The sequence below is a fragment of the Xanthomonas phaseoli pv. dieffenbachiae genome (assembly GCF_008639345.1).
In the GTDB taxonomy this organism is placed as follows: Bacteria; Pseudomonadota; Gammaproteobacteria; order Xanthomonadales; family Xanthomonadaceae; genus Xanthomonas; species Xanthomonas phaseoli.
On the sequence record NZ_CP041380.1, the window covers coordinates 582,010 to 598,472 of the forward strand.

Sequence of the window (16,463 nt, forward strand, 5' to 3'; positions counted from 1 at the left end):
GACATTGAATTTTGCCTTGGGATGGGAAGTGGTGAAACGGTGTGTAATAGCGAGATATCAAGATGTCGCGTGATTCGCTATGACTGGTGGCTTCTCTCGATTGATGTCCGCTCGGGGTGAGTGATGCACGTGCGCAACCGAACGCGCCCCAGATGCGCGTGTGCATCGGTGGTCCTGCGCCGGGGCGATCGGCGCAGAAGATGGTGCGGCGTGTCGCATTCAAGCGGCTCGCCGTATTCGCGCATCGGTCGGCGCAATGCGTCGATTCCGTTGCCCGTTTGAGCGCAGCTGCAGCGGGGCTTACCCCCACGCGCACTGTGCGATTGTGTGCCGCGTCGTTGCGGCTCATGACCGGTTTCGTCTACCTGCCTGCCACGACCATCGAACGGCATGGTCGGCGCATCGATCGACAATGGCAGCAGGCCTTGCAGGCGGGGTGTGGCTGAAGATGCATGGGAAGCTTTCTGGCGAGACTGAGAACGTAGAAGGCCAGCATTGATGGCACGAATCCGTGCGCGTGCTCTAGAAAGCGAGCGCTACCATAAAAGCAGATGCTGGAACTGTGGACGACTACGCTCACCATCCGAGAAAGGTGTGGCGTTATTGCAGATGCCGATTATGTGGAGAAGAAAACGAAGACGGATACCGATGATTCGGAAATTATATTTACAAAGATAATCTCGAAAGTTATTTAATTCTGACAAAAATGGTTTGTTTTTTATTTTAGGAGAAGGGTGTAAAAGTATATTTTGATGCATTATGTTGGATGTCAGTCTCGGCTGGGGTCGTGGTTCCAGGGCATTGCGCCACAGCTTCAGATGGCCGGTGCCTGGCGGTGAACGTGAACCAGCGCGTCTGACCTAGATGCCGGTGTCAGAAGAACTCGGGACGGTTCGATGCGAGGTCGCTACGGTCGAGATGGCAGGCGTGAGCAGGTACCGGCAGACTGAGCTGCATGCAGTGCGAATTGCCGCCGCCGGGAGTGCGGTACGGCCTGGACGCTGGTTGCGGTCTTGGGGCGGTGCAGGTCTGCGACGCGGGTCTTGCCCAGGTCGTTGCAGAGGACGTGCCCACCGCAGCCTCGCATCAGGCGCCCACTGGCACGCATGGGCGTGATCTCGTATGTTGACCAGCTTGCCCACTCCTCCGGTGCCGTGCCCATGTCTGACCCGTCCGCGCCCGATCATCTGCAACGCAGCCTGTCCAATCGCCACCTGCAGTTGATCGCCATCGGCGGGGCGATCGGTACCGGCCTGTTCATGGGCTCTGGCAAGACGATCAGTCTGGCCGGGCCGTCGATCCTGTTCGTCTATCTCATCATTGGCGCGATGCTGTTCTTCGTGATGCGCGCGATGGGCGAACTGCTGCTTTCCAACCTGGAATACAAGTCGTTTATCGATTTTTCCACCGACCTGCTCGGGCCATGGGCCGGGTTTTTCTGCGGGTGGACGTACTGGTTTTGCTGGATCATCACCGCCATTGCCGATGTCATCGCGATTGCGGCCTATGCGCAGTTCTGGTTTCCGGGATTGGCGCCGTGGATTCCGGCGATCTTGTGCGTGTTGTTGCTGCTGAGCCTGAATCTGGTCACGGTGAAATTGTTCGGCGAGATGGAATTCTGGTTTGCGCTGATCAAGATCATCGCCATTGCCGCGTTGATCGTCACTGGCGCCGGGCTGGTGGCCTGGGGCTTCCGCTCGCCCTCGGGCAACGTGGCCTCGCTGTCGAATCTGTGGAACGACGGTGGCATGTTCCCGATGGGCATTGGCGGGTTCTTTGCCGGCTTTCAGATCGCGGTGTTCGCTTTCGTCGGCATCGAGCTGGTCGGCACCACGGCTGCAGAAACCGCCGACCCGCGCCGTAATCTGCCCAAGGCGATCAATTCGATTCCGGTGCGCATCTTGATTTTCTATGTGCTTGCGCTGATCGCCATCATGGCGGTGACGCCGTGGCGGCAGGTGGTGGCCGACAAGAGCCCGTTCGTGGAGTTGTTCGTGCTGGCCGGCGTGCCGGCGGCGGCCAGCCTGATCAACTTCGTGGTGCTGACCTCGGCCACCTCGTCGGCCAATAGCGGCATTTTTTCCACCAGCCGCATGCTCTACGGCCTGGCCGAAGAACAGCATGCGCCCAAGGGCTTTGCCAAGCTCTCGCGTGCGGCAGTGCCGGCGCGCGGCCTGCTGTTTTCCTGTCTGTGCCTGCTGCTGGGCGCGATGCTGGTGTATCTGATTCCCAACCTGGTCACCGCGTTTACGCTGGTCACCACGCTTTCGGCGGTGCTTTTCATGTTCGTGTGGTCGCTGATCCTGTGCGCCTACATCGCCTACCGCCGCAAGCGCCCGGAGCAGCACGCCGCCTCGGCGTTCAAGATGCCCGGCGGCGTGCTGATGTGCTACGTGTGCCTGGCTTTCTTCGCCTTCGTCATCGTGCTGCTGACCCTGCAGGACGACACGCGTCAGGCATTGCTGGCCAGCCCGGTCTGGTTCCTGCTCCTGGCCATTGGCTATGCGGTCAAACGCCGTGGGAACCGGCAGCGCTGAGCGATGGGTGCGGCACGCATCGTGTGCAGCGTGCGGCAGTGACCGCACGCTGCGAGCGGTCATGTCGATGCGCGTGTACGCCGGATCAGTCGCCGTTCGGGTCAGAATGCGCCGCTTCGCCTTCCTCTGCCGGGCGCGGCGGCATTACAGCCGCGCCGGCGGGCAGACGCTGCAACGGGATCTGTTTCTTTGCTTTCCATTGCGGCGTGACCGGTAGACCGTAGTATTGAAAGAGCTTGGCGACGTTTTCGAGATGCTGTGATGTTCGGTCGGCATATTCGCTGAATCGCCCCGAATCGTTGTCGATGCACAGCTCGCCGTCCGGGTTGTAGTACAAGGTACCGCCGAGGCGCGCTTCGGGCAGCATGCGATTTTCCTGCCAGGGAGTCTTGTCCCATGGTTGGCCGCCCACGAGGGTGACATGGCCTTGCGCGTATGGCTGTTTCTTCTTTCGCGCCTGCTTGCTTGTCATCGGCTCGTCCAGGACCACGCCAGGATGCCCTTCGCCGATGACCAGGCTGCCATTACCGGCGATGTTCCACTTGTACTCCACCTTCTTGTTGCGCAGATCGTCCAGGCGCAGCCGCTGAGCCAGTGGCGTACTGGAAGGAGCGCCGGTTTCATTCTGTTCGTGGAACGTGGGGGTGTTCCTGATGCGATCGATGTCGTCCTCGCTCAGCCCGAGATCGTTGGACAGCTTGGCTGGATCGAGACGATGCGGCATCTCCAGTGCCGGAGCAGTGGAGACGAACAGGCGTGTTGGATTGATCTTGACGTGCGCTTGGCCGCCAGCTGGCGTTTCTATTTCCTGAGACTGGCTCGGCGTCGGCTGGACATCTTCTTCCAAGCCGCCAGCGGGCGCTTCTTCTACCTGGGACTGGCTCGGCGTTGGCTGGCTACCTCCTTTCAAGCTGGCAGTGGGCGTGTCTATTTCCTGAGACTGGATCGGCGTCCGGTGGACACCTCCTTCCAGTTGCTTTCCGCGCGCGGGCTGGGTGCTGCCGAACAGCGCATCGAGATGGCGGTTGTCTGCGACGAACGCCGGCGATCGCGCCTTGGCTGATGCGCTCCGGCGCAGGGGAGGCAGCCCGTGGAGCTGGGTGTGGCCGCGGAGTTGGATGTCGTCGCACAGCGATGGAGCAGGTGGCAGATCACCATGGCCAATAGGCTCGTGTAGGCCGCCAGACGCCGAGCCGGAGATTTTCATGCGCGTACTCCTGGGATGCGTGAGCGGAAAATGTAAGGCAGCCAGAACGTGCAGACCGCTCACAGCAGAATCGATGTGCGATTTGGCGAAAGCTGTCGCTGCCTTGCAGGAACCGCACGGCGATTGCGTGACCAGGTACGGCCATCGTCCGTCGCGGCCATCGCCGACGGGCACGTGTCGGCGTTGACGCCATGGTGGACGCGGAGGATGCTTGGGCTCTTTCATCCCACCGTCGATGCATGATCACGATCCACCCGATTGCCGGAACCCGGCACACCCCAGGTTGCTGGGTCGACCTGTGCCAGCCAAGCCCGCAAGAGCTGGCGCAAGCCGCCGAGAAAGTGGGGTTTGCCTTGCCCGATCGTGCGGCGATTGGCGAGATCGAATTCAGTAGCCGGGTGCGTCGCCAGGGCGATGTGTTGTTTCTCAATGTGCCGCGTTTCCAGGACGAGGACGGCCCCACCGCGCCGTTGGGATTCGCGCTGTCGCCCACCATGCTGGTGACCTTGCGCGAGCAGCGCATCGGCTCGTTGGAGGCGCTGACGACGCGGCTGGAACACGAACCCTGCCACAGCTCGGACGACTTGCTGCTACGCATGTTCGACCAGCTGGTCGGGCGTCTGGCGGACCGGCTCGAGGGACTGGAAGCGGCAGTCACCGAAACCACGCGACAAGTGTTCGACAGCCCGCACAAGACCAAGGACCTGGAGCGCATGTTGCACCAGGTCGGCGACATGGGCCGACAGCTTGGCGGCCTGCACAACGCCGGGCAAGGCATGCTGCGCCTGGTCACCTATCTGGATGGCGCCGCCCCGGACTGGTTCGGGGCCGATGCAGCCAAACGCATCACCCTGCTGCACAAGGACCTGACCACCTTGAGCGAATTCCAGCAGCACATGGACGATCGCATCGAGTTCCTGCTCGACAGCGTGCTGGGCATGATCAACATGGACCAGAACAACGTGATGAAGGTGATGGCGGTGGCGTCGGTCGTCGGCATCCCGCCCACCGTGCTGGTTGGCATCTGGGGCATGAACTTCTCCTACATGCCCGAACTCAAGGGGCACGACCACTACTTCTGGGCGCTGGGCATCATCGCGCTGAGCGTGGTGGTACCGCTGGCGTGGTTTCGCAAGCGTGGTTGGGTGTGATGCGCTTTATGCCGGTGCGATGGGGTGATTGGGTGTGAGCGATAGGTGCGTGGTTACAAGTGGCCAGGGCTCGGGAAGCGGCCTGTGAGGCGTTGAGGCTGCTTTGTGCATATACCGCGCGTCACCTGGTGTTTCGCATGTCTTCGACAGTCTTGCTCGCTTCAATAGGGTGATGTGCTCATACGCGTTGCGCGTGTGGCGCTGGATGAGGGGGCATCGCACGGCTGTGTTGGTACTGTGTCGAAAGCGGCCCCCATCCGCCCTTCGGGCACCTTCCCCCGCCATGCGGTGGAAGCGATGCTGATCGTTTGGTTTGAGGGGTATCGTGCGGTCGCACAGCGCGTCGACGGGTACCAGGTATCAGCGTAATCAGCTGCGCCAATTCCCAATCCCCAATCGCAGCCATCAGCCCTTGGACTGCTGGAAGCTGGCTTCTTCGTAAGGCTGCACCACCACCCAGCCTTCGCCGGCAAAACGCATCTGCAGGCTTTCGCCCGAGCCGCAGCCGAATAGCGTGCCGATCGAGACGTCGGTGACCAGCTCCGGCGTCAGCGTGCCGGACCAGGCGACGGTGGCATTGGGGTCGGTGAACACCGGGCCGCTGGCGGCGGTGACCGGCAAGGTCAGCGGCTCGTAGTGCGAGGTGATCGCCACGATGCCGTGGCCACTCAGGCGCACGTTGAACAGCCCGCCCGAGAGCATTCCGGCCACTTTGCGCATCATGGTGATCTTGTGTTCGACGCCCGATTCGAACGCCAGCACATCGTTGCCGTTGACGAAGATCGCCTCGCCGTTCAAGCGCAGCAGCGTGACCATCTTGCCGACATCGGCCAGATACACGCGGCCCTGGCCTTCGGCCTTCATCAACTGCATGCCTTCGCCGCTGACGGCTTTTTTCAGCAGATTGCCCAGGCCCTGTTCCAGCAATCCCTCGCGGGTGAACTTGACGTTGCCGGTGCGCGCCACCATGGCGCCGGCCTTGGACCACACCATGCCGTTCAGGCGCACTTCCAGCAGATGCGGGTTTTCCAGTTCGAACGGATCGGGGCTGACGTCCTTTTCCTTGGAATGGGCGAGAAATTCATTGAGCGTGCGTACGGCCATGGGTCCGTCCTGGAGTGAAAGAGTGCGCATGATACGCGGCCGTCTGCGGTGCAGTCGCGGGCTGGCACCGCGAGCCTTAAGAGCGGCTAACAAAACGTCGCGAGCAGTTGTCAGGTGGGTGTGGACGGCGCACAGGATCCGGAGTGTACGAGTGCTACATGCCGATTCCGAGCACCGGCCGCGCCCGCCTGGCGGGTGCGCAGTCGTTTGGTTAGCTGCTCTAGGTGCTGCGTATCAGCACACGCGATGACAGCGGCAATCTGGCGATCGGCAAACGCGCTCGACGCATGCGGGCGCACCAGGCGCGGATCGAAGCGCTGCGCTCCACGCGGCGTACACCAGCAGAACGCGTCGCCAGTGCGCAGGATCGCCATGGTGGCCCGTCTGCCACGGCTCGTGCGGGCAATGCCTCATTGCGCGCCTGCTCGCGACGTGTCGCCAGCAAAGGCAGAACGCGTCATATCGCCGCGACGGCGGTGCTGCGCATCGAAGACGTGCGCCGTCCGACGCCCCACGTCCGACACCCGACGCCAATGATCCGACCCCGCCGCTGCCACGCACTGCGCAGCAGCGGCCCCGTCCTCAGCGCGCGGCGGCCTCGGGCTTGCGCACACGCTTGGCAGGGGCGGCGTTGGCATCCTTGCCGGGATACAGGTTCAGCAGCATCAAGGTGACGCCGTTGGTCCAGCCGAAGCCGTCCTGCAAGGCGTATTCGCCGCCGCCGCCGCCGGCCGCATCGGTTTCCAGGCCGTACTTTTCGACCAGCTTGTGCTCGCGTGCGAACAACGCCTGCACCTGGGCGAGGAAACGCTCGCCGATGGTGCGTGCCAGCGCGTCTTCGCCGTAGCGGCGCAGGCCGTCCACGGCCACCCATTGCAGCGGTGCCCAGCCGTTGGGTTCGTCCCATTGCTGGCCGGTCTTCACCGCGGTGGTGGCCAGGCCTCCCGGGCGCAGCAGTGTCTTGCGCACGGTGCTGGCGGTGCGCTTGGCATGATCGTCCGAGGCCAGGCCGGCGAACAGCGGGTACAGCGCGGCGGCGGTGACCTGGTTGCTCAGCGTGCGCGTCTGCCAGTCGTAGTCGGCGTAGTAGCCGGCGGCATTCCACAGATGCGCGTCGATGGCCTGCTTGCGCTGCTGTGCGAGTGCGGCGTAGTCGCGCGTGCAGTCTGCGCCCGGTTGCGCACAGGCCTGGGCCAGGGTGCGCTCCAGATGGTAGAGCAGGCTGTTGAGGTCGATCGGGAGGATGGCAGTGGTGCGGATGGTGCGCAGGTTCTGGCCGTCGGCCAGCCAGCGGCTGGTGTAGTCCCAGCCGCTCTCTGCGCCGGCACGCAGGTCGCGGTAGACCTCGGCGGCCGGGCGGTCTTTCACCTCGGCAGCCGTGCGGGTGTCGTGCAGCCAGGCTTCCGGGCGCGGGGTGTCGCGCTCGTCCCAATAGCGGTTGAGCACGCTGCCATCTTCCAGGCGCACCACGTGGCGCGCGGCCTGGCCGGGCTGCAGGTCATCGCTGCCCTGCATCCAGTAGGCGTATTCCTTTTGCAACTGCGGCAGGTAGCGCTGATACACCGCCTCGCCTTCCACGCCGGCCTGCAGCTCCACCATGTAGGAGAAGAACGGCGGCTGCGAGCGGCTGAGGTAGTAGGTGCGGTTGCCGTTGGGAATATGCCCGTAGGTGTCGATCAGGTAGGCGAAGTTGTCCAGCATCTGGCGGCTGAGCGTGGTTTCGCCGCTCTTCACCAGGCCCAGCATGGTGAAGTAGGAATCCCAGTAATACACCTCGCGGAAGCGTCCGCCCGGCACCACGTACGGGTGCGGCAGCGCCAGCAGGCTGCTGTGCGGCGGCACGCGGTTCTGGCTGCGCACCAGCTTGGGCCACAGCAGGTCGATGTGCTCGCGCAGCGCGGTGTCCTGGCGGATCGCATCGGTCTGCACTGGCGGCGATTCTTCGAAATTGGCATCCACGAACTTGCGCAGGTCGAAGCCGGGGTGATCGTGCTGCGCCAGATAGTCGGCGTTGATCAGCGCCGGGTCGCGCAGCGGCAGGAAGTCGACAAAGTGCTTCTGGTCATCGAACAGCTCACCGCGCTGCACGGCCTGGAACAGTTTCGGGTAGGCCAGGTCGGGCGTGGGCGGCGTGGGCGCCGGCGCATTGACGACCGGAGGCTCCAGCGGCGCGGCGGTCAGCGTGCCCGGCGCAACAAACATGCTCAGCGACAGGCCAAGCAGCGACGTGCAGCACGGGGGCGCGGCAGAACTCATGACATCTCCAGAACGGGCAGTGGCGTAGGGCATGGTAAACGACCGATGTGGCGGGCGGGACCGAGCGAGGTGCCGGCACGCCGACAGGCTTCGCACCGGGACGACTGAATTCAGCAAGCTGATCGGCGTGGTGCCGCAACGTGCGTCGATCCAGGCATATCGGCGCGGCACTCAGGCAGCTTGAATGGTGGTGCGCCGGCGTCCCTGCAGCCTGGCCGTTGCAAGATGCGCGCCACTGGCGTGCCGGAAGACCGCCACCTGCCCGCGTTTGCGTTAGCGCTCCTTCTTGAGCAGGCGCTGCAATTCCAGCGCATTGGAGGTGGCGCACCCGGCTGCGGTGTTGTCGAAGATCACCCAGCGTTCGGGCGGTGGCTGCGTACTGCCCGGATGGCTGGCGCGCACCGCCGCGGCCAGCGCCTGCAGTGCGGTGTGCGGGTAGCTGCTGTAGTAGATGCGCGGGGCGCCATGCCAGCGCCAATACAGCGGTGCAGCAGTCGGGCTCGGCAGCGAGGCTGCGGGCACTGGCGCCGGGTCGGCGGCGCAGTGTGCAATGCGATGGCGCGCCAGCAGCGCCTGCGCAGGTGCGGCGAACCAGCTGGAGTGGCGCGGTTCGCAGACCACGCCGCCGTCCCAGCGCCGGCGCAGCATCGCGAAAAACCGCGCGGCCACCGCGGCATCGAAGGCGGCGCTGGGCGGCAGTTGCAGCAGCAGGCAGCCCAGTCGTGTTCCCAGCGCGCCGGCCTGCGCCAGGAAGGCATCCAGCAGCGGCCCGGTGCCGTGCAGGCGCGCGTCGTGGCTGATGCTGCGCGGCAGCTTGACCGAAAAACGAAAATCCTCCGGGACGCTGTCGGCCCATCGCGCATAGGTGCTGGCGCGGTGCAGGCGATAGAACGAAGAGTTGATTTCCACCGCGTCAAAACGCGTGGCGTAGCGCTGCAATACGCTGGCGCCTTGGTCGAACTGTGCGCGGTCGGCGGCAGGAATCGACCAGCCTGCGCAACCACAACGCACACGTGCAATGGCAGCGGATGGACGAGCTGGCATGGCAGGCAAGCCGAGAGTGGCAGCACTCTATGCATGCGCGTGCGTCAGGATGCCGTGTGCATCGCACTCACGGGCGACTCACGCAGCGCTTCGATACTGGGCGCATGCCAGAAGGTCCCTCACTTGTCATCCTGCGCGAAGACACCCAAGCGTTTGTCGGTCGCAAGATCGTGCGCGTGTCCGGCAACAGCAAGCAGGACATCGCGCGGCTGGACCAGCAAAACGTGCTGGCACTGCGCAGCTGGGGCAAGCACTTTTTGATCGAATTTGCGCATTTCAGCGTGCGCATCCATTTCCTGCTGTTCGGCAGCTACCGCATCAACGAAGACAAGCCCAACGCGGTGCCGCGCTTGTGCCTGGAATTTTCCAAAGGCCAGCGGCTGAACTTTTATGCGTGCTCGGTGCAGTTCATCGAGCGTCCGCTGGACGAGATCTACGACTGGACGGCGGACGTGATGAACCCGCTCTGGGACCCCGCGCAGGCGCGCCGCAAATTACGCGCCGCCCCGGCATTGCTGGTGGCCGATGCACTGCTCGACCAGACCATCTTTGCCGGCGTGGGCAACATCATCAAGAACGAAGTGCTGCATCGCATCCGCGTGCATCCGGAAAGCACCGTGGGCGCGTTGCCGGCGCGCAAGCTCGGCGAACTGGTCACCCAGGCACGCGACTACAGTTTCGACTTCTACACCTGGAAAAAAGCCTTCGTGCTGAAGAAGCATTATCAGGTGCACACCAAGACCAGTTGCCCGCGCGACGGCGCACCGCTGCAGTACCGCAAGCACCTGGGCAAGGCCGGACGTCGCGCGTTTTTCTGCGAGGTCTGCCAGCGCCTGTACCGCGCCGACCAGGCCTGATGGGCGCCGTGCCGTGGCCAGGAAAGTGCTGGTCGGATCGGCGAGTGCCTGCTGATGGATTGCGGTCTGATGGATTGCGGTCACCAAGCAGCAGTCCGTGCGCGCCGAGCTATGTGCGCCTGTCGTTGGCCTGCCAGTGATCGGATGGCGATGCGTCGTCGGTGAGCGTGCTGGCGTGAAGGTGCATCAGCGTTCGAGGATGTGCATGGCGGTGTCGGATCTCGCGCGGGGTAGGCCGTTTTCGCGGTGCTGGCGCTTGGCCTGCCCATCGCATGGCCAAACGAGTTGCCCGCCATGTTCTCGGAGGCTGTTGTCGAATCCGCTCACCGGCGCGCCCTCTATTCGGCCCGTGGCGCACTGGCAATTCGCTCGCGCCCACCTGCGGCGCAATGTGAATGGCGGCTGGCCCTTCCCAGCCAAACAACGAATTACAAACGCGCGCCGTCGCGCCGCCCGCTAGATTTGCGCGTCGCACACCAGGGTTCGCTGTGTGCGGCGTCGGCACTCTCATCTCATCGGTCTCCCGCATTGTGATTACCCGCAGGAAGGAAGCGCTTGTCCCGCATGTCGCCGCTGTCGCATGCACGGGCGCCATCCTGTTCTTTCTTGCCTGCCTGTTGCTGTACATGCCGCCGCCACGCGAAACCCCGCAACACGACGACACGTTGCAGGTGTATTTCGTGCCGCGGCCACAACAGACGCCGCCGACACCGCAGCAACCGCCGCAGGAGCCCGAGCGCAAGCCGCGGGTTGCCTCGGCCGCGCGTGCGGCGCCGCCGGTCACGCACACGCCGCCACCGCCGCGGCAGTCAGCCGCCGCCACTGCGCCTGTCAGCGATTCGATGTCGGCCCAGCTGTATACCCGCGACGGGCGCCTGCGCATGGCGCAGGTGGACCCGATGGCGCAGACCGGCAGCGCGGTGCCACCGGGGATGGCCGACGAACGCGCGCAGGCCAAGGCGCGCAAGATCATGGAGCGGGTCAACCCGGTGCAGTACCAGGAAACCCGCTTCGCCAAGGACTGGAAGAGCGATGGCACCTTGGGCGATGTGGCGGTGCAGGAAATGAATCGCGGCATGAAGAAGTTCAACGACATGCTCAACGGGCCGCAGACCCAGGTCGCCAAGGCGCGTCCGCCGCCGGACGTGCGCTTCAATCCCGCGCTCGCCGGCAATCAGGGCGAGATGGGCAGCGAGGCGACGGGCGATGCCTATAAGTCAGCGCCGATTGCGCATGAAACGCTGCCCGACCTCAAGGGGGAAGCCAGCCGTCGCATCCGCGAGGCACTGGCGGCGCTGGAACAGCGCAGTGCGCGTTGCGACGCCTCCAGGCGCACATCGCTGTTGTCGCCGGTACGCACGCACCTGTCGGATCTGGAACGTGCCGAGCACGCCTTGAACAACGGCGCCGATCCGGTGATGGCCGCACAGATGCTGCCGCGTCAGGCCGACAGCGCCTACGACCTGGCCCGCCGCGCGCTGTGGTACGCCGATCGCCAGTTGAAGCAGTGCGCGCTGGGGTGAAGGGTGCATTTGTGCTGTGGTGCAGACGCAGCTGGGGATGCGGCAGTGTCATCGCGAGATTCGGCGACTCGGTACCGCCGTACCCTTACCCCAACCCCCGTTCCACGCCCCGGCCCGCGCCTGCAGCGCGGGCGCTCCAAGGCACGCGCACGCCAGTGGCCTGCAAGCGATGCGTTTACGCCCCGCCGGGAAGGGGGCTTACATCGCTTCCGCCTTGCCTTGCAGTTCAAACCAAGCGGCGAGGATGAATCCACCGCGGAACAGCTGACCGCGGGCGCTTCGCTTCAAGACCCCTCTTCTAGCGGAGAGGGATTCGGGTGAGGGTACGTCTGCGAAGCAGCAGATCGATTCGCAGGCCTCAGGCCAGGCTCTGCCGGTAACGGTCCTTCTCTGCGCTCAGCGCGACTTCGGCGCGCAGAAATACCTGGCCGATCGGCTCGTCCGGGCGTGTGGATTGTGCCTGGCCCAACAAGACGGTCAGGCCCAACGCATGTTGTTGCTGGGCGATCTCGCGCAGGCTTTGCAAGGTGCGCTCGGCGTCGGGGCCGCGCAGCACGGCGATGAATTCCGCACTGTCGGTGACACGGTCGATGCTGTTGCCTGGCCCCTGCACCAGTGCTGCAAGGGCCTGGTCGAGCTGCTGCAGGTTGCGCCCGAGCAAACGTTCGCTCTGGCGTTCGGCCAGTGCGGCCAATTCCTGTACTTCCAGAATCACCAGGTGATAGCCGGTGTCGGCGACGGCCTGGATGGCGACCGGGGCGACCGGCTGCAGGATGGCGTCGCGTTCGAGTTGCAGCTCGCGCTTGCGCTCGTCGAGCAGCCGCATGGCCACCCGTGCAAGCGCCTGCAGGCCGGTGCGCTGCAGCTCGGTGAGCGTGCGTGGCTCGGTGTCGAGCACGCAGACCGTGCCCAGTGCCACGCCGTCGGAGGTGACCAGCGGCATGCCGGCATAGAACCGCGCGCCGGTGTCGCCGGTGACCACCGAAATATCGGCAAATCGCGTGTCCTTGCGCAGGTCCGGCACTACCATCAGTTGCTCGGGGCTGCGGATGGCGTGGTCGCACACTGCCTGGCTCCGTTCGGTCTGCTGCAGGCCCAGACCCAGCTGCGCCTTGAACCATTGGCGGTCGCGGTCCACCAGCGACATCAGCGCGATGGGTGTGTCGCACAGGGACGCGGCAACCTGCACGACGTCTTGATAAGTGTCCTCCGGCAGGCTGTCGACGATGCGATAGCCATCCAGGACCTGTTGGCGAGAGGCTTCGTCAGCTACGGGCATGTCTTTCATCGAATAAGCCAGGCAAGCGCGAACGCGAAAGCGGCAAGCATACCGGCAGCGCCGGTAATGCGGCGTGGATGCCGCCCTGCGGACAGCGCGAGGTGAGACGCCAGCGCCGCGTGCTGGCAGCGACCGCATGGGTCGTGTTTGCGAGGCGATCAGGCAGGGGATCGGGCAGGGCCACGATGGCGAACGACAGGCGAGGTGTTGGACATGCGCTGCGTGTAACGCACGCTGGCGAATGCGCCTGGACCATCTGCACCACACATTGCATGGTGCCGGCGGTGTCCACCCGGCAGTTGCGCGCCAGGGTCATCGCTGTTTCAACACGACGCGCACGAAGCACGCCCTGCTGTGTCCTTGCTGCTGTCGAGCACGCCTGCAGGCAGCGATCACAGGGCAGCAGGTGCATGTGCGTTGCTGCTGTAGCAACGCAGCCACGCGGGGGAATACTGCGGTGGCGACGAGCATTCGGGCAGCGACTGACGCGCCGAACCACCACACGCTGCATCAAACATGACCCCTGCCCGCACCGGCCACGCTGCGTGCAGCAGCGCAGCCGGTGTGGCAGGTGCGATCAGCGCTTGACCGGCTTGCCGTCCACGTCCAGCACCTGCACGTCACCCAGCTTGAGCGCACGCACGGGAGCTTCGATCTTCTTCAGGTCGCCGACGATCACCCAGGTCATCGCCTCCGGCTTGATGATTTCCTTGATGGCCTTCTGCGCGGCCGGCTGGTCGATCGCTTCCAGGCGCGGCTTGAGCGTCTGCACGTAGTCGTCGGGGCGGTCGAACTGCACGATGCCCTCGATCGCCCCGAGCACCGCGCCGGTGGTTTCGAAGCTGCCGGGCAGGGCGCGGATGCGCTGGTTCTTGATCTTCTCGATCTCGTCGGTGGTCAGCGGCTTGTCGCCGATGATGGCGGTGGCTTCCTTGAAGATCTCGTTGGCCGATTCGGCGGTCTTGTCGGTCTGCACCGGTGCCGAGAACAGGTAGGGCCGCTGGCCCTGCGCATCCATCATGCGGGTGCCGGCGCCGTAGGCCCAGCGCTTGTTTTCGCGCAGGTTCATGTTCAGGCGCGAGGTGAAGGTGCCGCCGAAGGCGCCGTTGGCCACACCAATGGCCAGGTTGTCCGGCGCCTTGGTGGACGGAGCCAGCAAGCCGGCCAGGATCACCGATTGCGGCGCATCCGGGCGGTTGATCAGGTACACGCGCGGCTTGGGCTGGGCGGCGACGTTGGCCAGGTTCTTCTTCGGCAACGCCGTGGTCGGGACCTTCCAGTCGCCGAAGGTGGCATCGAGCTGGGGAATGATCTGCGCCAGCGTGGTGTCGCCGGCCACCAGGATGCGCAGGTTGTCCGGACGTAGCCACTGGCTGTGGAAATTCTGCAGATCCTGCGCGTTGAGGCTCTTGATCGCCGCCTCGGTCCCGCTACCGGTGAGCGGGATGCCGTACGGGTGCTGGTTGCCGAACAGCAACGGCGGCAGCGCCCGCAGCGCCAGGCTGTTGGGCTGGGTCTTTTCCTGCGCGATGCCGGACAGCCACTGGCCGCGGACGCGTTCGATGTCGGCAGCCTTGAAGGCTGGATTGCGCACGATATCGGAGAACAACTGCAGCGAGGGCTGCAGCTGGTCGTTGAGCGCGTCCAGCGAGGCGCTGCAGCTGTCCAGATCGCAGCCGACCGCCGTGATCGCACCCAGGCGCTGGCGGCGCTGCGCCACTTCCACCGAGTCCAGCGCGGTGGTGCTTTCGTTCATCAGCGCGGCACTGAAGCTGGCGGTGCCGAGCTTGTGGCCCTGGTCGGCGGCGTAGCCGGCGTCGAACAGCAACTCCACCTGGGTGACCGGGATGGTGTGGCGCTCGGCCAGGATCACCTCGATGCCGTTCTTCAACTTGCCGCGCTGCAGCGTCGGAAAGCTCAGGTCCGGGAATCGATCGGTCTGCGGCACGCCCTTGCTGCGGTCCAGCGTGGAGGCGGTGACCTTGAACGCGCCCGCGGCCGGCAGCTTGGGCGCCGGCTTGCCGGGTTCTTCGCCACGTGCCACCACCGCCTTGTCTTCGGCGGCCGGGTCGAAGTCCTTGCCGGCCGGCAGCACGGTGAGCAGGTAATCGCCCTTGCCGAACCATGTGGCCGAGGCCCGCTTGACGCTGTCGGCGGTGGCGGCCTGGGCACGCTGCAGATCCTTCTTGTAGGCGCCCGGGTCGCCGCGATAGACCTGGCCCTCGGCCAGGATCACCGCCTTGCCGGTGAAGCCGCCGACCTTTTCCAGCCCGCGCACGAAGCCGGCGCGGTAGGCCACCTGCGCGCGCTGCAGTTCGTCGGCGGTGGGGCCCTGGGCGATGAACTTCTTGAGTTCTTCGTCGATGATCGCCTCGACCTTGGCCGGGTCCACGCCGTCCTTCACGTCGGCCTGGATCTGCATCTGGCTGGACAGCGCGAACGGCTGCACCGAGGCGGAGACGTCGTCCACCAGGTTGTCCTGGTAGACCAGGCGCTGGTACAGCCGCGAGGTCTTGCCGCCGCCGAGCACGGTGGTGGCCAGATCCAGCTGGATGAGGTCGTCGGTGCCCAGCTGCGGTGCAACCCAGGTGCGGTAGATGCGCGGCTGCGAGACATGGTCGTGCTGCACGCCGCGCTTTTGTGTTGCCAGCGGGGTCACCCACGGCTGCTGGCGTGCCACCGGCTTGCCGGACGGGATATCGCCGAAGTACTGCAAGGCCTTGGCGCGCGCCTGCGCCACGGTGATGTCGCCGGCCAGCACCAGGGTGGTGTTGGCGGCGCCGTAATTGTCGTTGAACCACTGTTTGACGTCCGCCAGCGAGGCCGCGTCCAGATCTTCCATCGAGCCGATGGTGTCGTGCTGGTAGGGGTGGTTGGCCGGGAACAGGTTGGACAGGATGTTCTGGTCCACGCGGCCATACGGGCGGTTCTCGCCCTGGCGCTTTTCGTTCTGCACCACGCCGCGCTGGGTATCGAGTTCCTGCTGGCCGATCGCGCCGAGCAGGTGGCCCATGCGGTCCGATTCCAGCCACAGCGCGGTATCCAGCGCGGTGGTCGGCACGGTCTCGAAATAGTTGGTGCGGTCGAACCAGGTGGTGCCGTTCATGTCGGTGGTGCCGACCTTTTCCAGCGGCGCGAAGAAGCTGCCCTTGTTGTTCTCCGAGCCGGAGAACATCAGGTGCTCGAACAGGTGCGCAAAGCCGGTCTTGCCGGCCGGCTCGTCGCCGGAGCCGATGTGGTACCAGATGCTCACCGCCACCACCGGCGCCTTGTGGTCTTCGTGCACCACCACGGTCAGGCCGTTGGGCAGGGTGAAGCGGGTATAGGCGATGTCGGGAATGGCGCTGCTGGCCGCGCTCTTGGACAGGCTGGCCGGGGCGGCCGCGACGGCGGGGGCAACGGAACCGGCAGCGACGCCAAGCACACCGGCGATCAACAGGGACAGCGGACGCAGCATGTGACACTCCAGGACAGGGCAATCGGCCGAGGGTAGTGGCTGCTTGCC

At 64.9% G+C, this 16,463-nt stretch carries 11 protein-coding genes and 1 other RNA gene; 5 read left to right on the forward strand and 7 right to left on the reverse strand.

Features of this window, described 5'->3' with window-relative positions:
- Positions 1 to 152 precede the first annotated feature (152 nt).
- Both FLG15_RS02710 and cycA read left to right on the forward strand, forming a co-directional pair.
- Positions 153 to 446 carry a hypothetical protein gene (locus FLG15_RS02710; protein ID WP_057661407.1) on the forward strand — a complete coding sequence of 98 codons (294 nt, stop codon included), beginning with the start codon at positions 153 to 155 and terminating at the stop codon, positions 444 to 446.
- 660 nt (positions 447 to 1,106) lie between these two features.
- The gene (gene cycA, locus FLG15_RS02715) at positions 1,107 to 2,537 is read left to right on the forward strand and encodes a D-serine/D-alanine/glycine transporter (protein WP_017167467.1); all 1,431 of its coding nucleotides are present in this window, start codon (positions 1,107 to 1,109) and stop codon (positions 2,535 to 2,537) included.
- Between the two features lie 85 nt (positions 2,538 to 2,622).
- Here the strand turns inward: cycA and xopV are convergent, their stop codons facing one another.
- Positions 2,623 to 3,615: a XopV/AopV family type III secretion system effector gene (xopV, locus tag FLG15_RS02720; RefSeq protein WP_412566726.1), complete on the reverse strand. Its 993-nt coding sequence runs from the start codon at positions 3,613 to 3,615 to the stop codon at positions 2,623 to 2,625.
- Between the two features lie 368 nt (positions 3,616 to 3,983).
- On the opposite strand from xopV, the gene FLG15_RS02725 reads away from it, so the two are divergent.
- On the forward strand, positions 3,984 to 4,895 hold the full coding sequence (locus FLG15_RS02725) for a CorA family divalent cation transporter (protein ID WP_057679885.1): 912 nt from the start codon (positions 3,984 to 3,986) through the stop codon (positions 4,893 to 4,895).
- 405 nt (positions 4,896 to 5,300) lie between these two features.
- Here the strand turns inward: FLG15_RS02725 and FLG15_RS02730 are convergent, their stop codons facing one another.
- The 4 genes from FLG15_RS02730 to FLG15_RS02745 form a co-directional block, all read right to left on the reverse strand.
- Entirely contained in the window at positions 5,301 to 5,999 is a 699-nt protein-coding gene (locus tag FLG15_RS02730; RefSeq protein ID WP_150145493.1) for an AIM24 family protein, read from the reverse strand.
- An 84-nt stretch (positions 6,000 to 6,083) separates the two neighbouring features.
- A non-coding RNA gene (locus tag FLG15_RS02735) (sX9 sRNA) lies at positions 6,084 to 6,159 on the reverse strand.
- A gap of 422 nt (positions 6,160 to 6,581) precedes the next feature.
- Positions 6,582 to 8,255 (reverse strand): alpha,alpha-trehalase TreA, encoded by a 1,674-nt coding sequence (gene treA / locus FLG15_RS02740; protein ID WP_150145495.1) that lies wholly within the window; start codon positions 8,253 to 8,255, stop codon positions 6,582 to 6,584.
- 273 nt (positions 8,256 to 8,528) lie between these two features.
- A complete protein-coding gene (locus FLG15_RS02745; RefSeq protein ID WP_150145497.1) occupies positions 8,529 to 9,299 on the reverse strand; it encodes a DUF72 domain-containing protein in 771 nt (256 codons plus the stop codon).
- A gap of 104 nt (positions 9,300 to 9,403) precedes the next feature.
- Here FLG15_RS02745 and FLG15_RS02750 point away from each other — a divergent pair, with 104 nt between their 5' ends.
- Positions 9,404 to 10,156 carry a DNA-formamidopyrimidine glycosylase family protein gene (locus FLG15_RS02750; protein ID WP_057678779.1) on the forward strand — a complete coding sequence of 251 codons (753 nt, stop codon included), beginning with the start codon at positions 9,404 to 9,406 and terminating at the stop codon, positions 10,154 to 10,156.
- Positions 10,157 to 10,773: 617 nt separating this feature from the next.
- Positions 10,774 to 11,679, forward strand: a complete 906-nt coding sequence (locus tag FLG15_RS02755) for a hypothetical protein (RefSeq protein ID WP_176215032.1) — start codon at positions 10,774 to 10,776, stop codon at positions 11,677 to 11,679.
- Between the two features lie 358 nt (positions 11,680 to 12,037).
- On the opposite strand, the gene FLG15_RS02765 is transcribed toward FLG15_RS02755, so the two are convergent.
- Together FLG15_RS02765 and FLG15_RS02770 are read right to left on the reverse strand one after the other, a co-directional pair.
- Positions 12,038 to 12,967 carry a GAF domain-containing protein gene (locus tag FLG15_RS02765; protein ID WP_057678781.1) on the reverse strand — a complete coding sequence of 310 codons (930 nt, stop codon included), beginning with the start codon at positions 12,965 to 12,967 and terminating at the stop codon, positions 12,038 to 12,040.
- Positions 12,968 to 13,535: 568 nt separating this feature from the next.
- Positions 13,536 to 16,415: a M16 family metallopeptidase gene (locus FLG15_RS02770; protein ID WP_057678782.1), complete on the reverse strand. Its 2,880-nt coding sequence runs from the start codon at positions 16,413 to 16,415 to the stop codon at positions 13,536 to 13,538.
- Positions 16,416 to 16,463: the final 48 nt, after the last annotated feature.